Source organism: Actinomadura darangshiensis, from assembly GCF_004349235.1.
Taxonomy (GTDB): domain Bacteria; phylum Actinomycetota; class Actinomycetes; order Streptosporangiales; family Streptosporangiaceae; genus Spirillospora; species Spirillospora darangshiensis.
The window spans coordinates 1-1732 of record NZ_SMKY01000602.1 but is presented as its reverse complement, the minus strand read 5'-3'; the positions used below and the strand labels follow the sequence as shown (position 1 = coordinate 1732).

Genomic DNA, 1732 nt, shown 5'->3' with positions numbered 1-1732 from the left:
CAGCAACCACCAGCGCACCCAAGCACTCGCCCCCTGGCTGCAGCACTACAACACCCAACGCCCCCACTCGGCCCTGGGCGGCAAGCCACCCATCACCCGACTGACACCAAGATCATGACCGAGTACAGCTAGAGCGCCCTCCGGCCGCCCGACCCGTGACCGGTGGTCGGGCTTCGAGCGGCGGGGGGCTGGGCGCCCTCCGGCCGCCCGACCCGTGGGCGCGGGTTGAGGTGGGAGGGCGAGGTGCCCGGCGTTTCTGTCTGTCAGCGGGAGTAGCGGCGGCGGTACCAAGGGCGTCGTGAGGGTTTGGCCGTCGCCTCGGTGATGGACAGGGCCAGGTGGCCGCCCTTCGTGAAGTAGACGGTGACGTCATTCGTGTCGGCCGTTCTCCGCTGCGGTGCGGTCTTGGCGCCTTCGGCGCGGACGGAGCCGAAGCGTGCCTCGCGGGTCACGCCCAGGGTGGTGGCGGTGACGTGCACGTCCCACCGTCCCGGTTCGAAGGCGGCGGGGTCGGCGACCGCCTCGAAGCCGTCCTCGCGGGGGTCGGCGGGGAAGCCGTGCTCCTTGCCGGACGTCCGCTCCCGCAGGATGACGTCCACGGCCGTCCGGTTCGTCTCGACGCGCTGGAGGGCGGCGGCGCCGCGGATGCGCACCTTCCTGCCCTGCCAGGCGACCGCGTCCAGCCGGTGCTCGACGCCGACCTCGGTGGTGATGTCGGCGTCCTGCCGGGGGACGCCGCGCAGGTACGGGTACATGGCGTAGATCCGCCCGCCGACCACGACCGCGCCCGCCGGGCTGCCCTCCACCTCGTCGCGGATCAGCCGTTCCAGCTCCTCGCGCAGGCCGTGCTGGATGCAGAACGCCCGCAGCCGGACGGACGCGGGCATGGCGGCGCGGGCGGCGTCGCTCAGCCCCTCCTCGCCGATGACGCGGCGGGTGCCGTCGACGAGCCGCTCCCGCTGGAGCCCGTCGAGGCTCAGGTAGCGCTGGTCGTACACGCGCAGGACGTCGCGCAGGACGCTGATGGTGCTGTCCGAGGTCACGGGTCATCTCCTGATCGGCCGGGGACACCGGTCACGTTATGGCTCCGGACGGTCGCGCACAGTGAAATTCCGGCGGTGTGTCTCCGTGGATGCATACTCGGTATTGCCTCGACCATACGCGGTATGCATACTTGGTAGGTATGTCGATCCGTCATGGCCTGCTGGCACTGCTGTCCCAGGGGCCCCGCTACGGCTACCAGCTGCGCGCCGAGTTCGAGTCGTCCACCGGCGCGACCTGGCCGCTCAACATCGGGCAGGTCTACTCCACGCTGTCCCGACTCGAACGCGACGACCTCGTCACCCGCGTCGGCGCCGACGACGAGGGCCGCTTCGTCTACCGGATCACCCCGGCGGGCGAGGAGGACGTGCGGCGGTGGTTCACCACCCCGATCGCCCGGTCCGACCGCCCCCGGGACGAGCTGGCGATCAAGCTCGCGATGGCGGTCACCACACCGGGCGTGGACGTCGCGCACGTCGTGCAGGCCCAGCGCACCGCCACCCTCCGCACCCTGCAGGACCTCACCCGGCTCAAGGCCGACCAGCCCGCCGTCCCCGCCGAGCAGGGCGACCGCGCGTGGCGGCTGGTCCTGGAGTCGATGATCTTCCAGGCGGAGGCCGAGGTGCGCTGGCTCGACCACTGCGAGACCTACGTGACCCGCGCGACGCCCGCCCCCGCCTGTCTCTTATAC

General features: G+C 71.7%; 3 protein-coding genes. 2 read left to right on the top strand and 1 reads right to left on the bottom strand.

Annotated elements, in window-relative coordinates:
• The coding region (locus E1293_RS46840; RefSeq protein ID WP_165978491.1) for an integrase core domain-containing protein at positions 1 to 118 on the top strand (118 nt) is incomplete at its 5' end.
• Between the two features lie 145 nt (positions 119 to 263).
• Here E1293_RS46840 and E1293_RS46835 read toward each other — a convergent pair.
• Positions 264 to 1043, bottom strand: a complete 780-nt coding sequence (locus E1293_RS46835) for a hypothetical protein (RefSeq protein ID WP_132206574.1) — start codon at positions 1041 to 1043, stop codon at positions 264 to 266.
• 140 nt (positions 1044 to 1183) lie between these two features.
• Between E1293_RS46835 and E1293_RS46830 the strand changes: the two genes are divergently transcribed.
• Positions 1184 to 1732: PadR family transcriptional regulator (locus E1293_RS46830; protein WP_132206572.1), on the top strand; the 549-nt coding region annotated here is incomplete at its 3' end.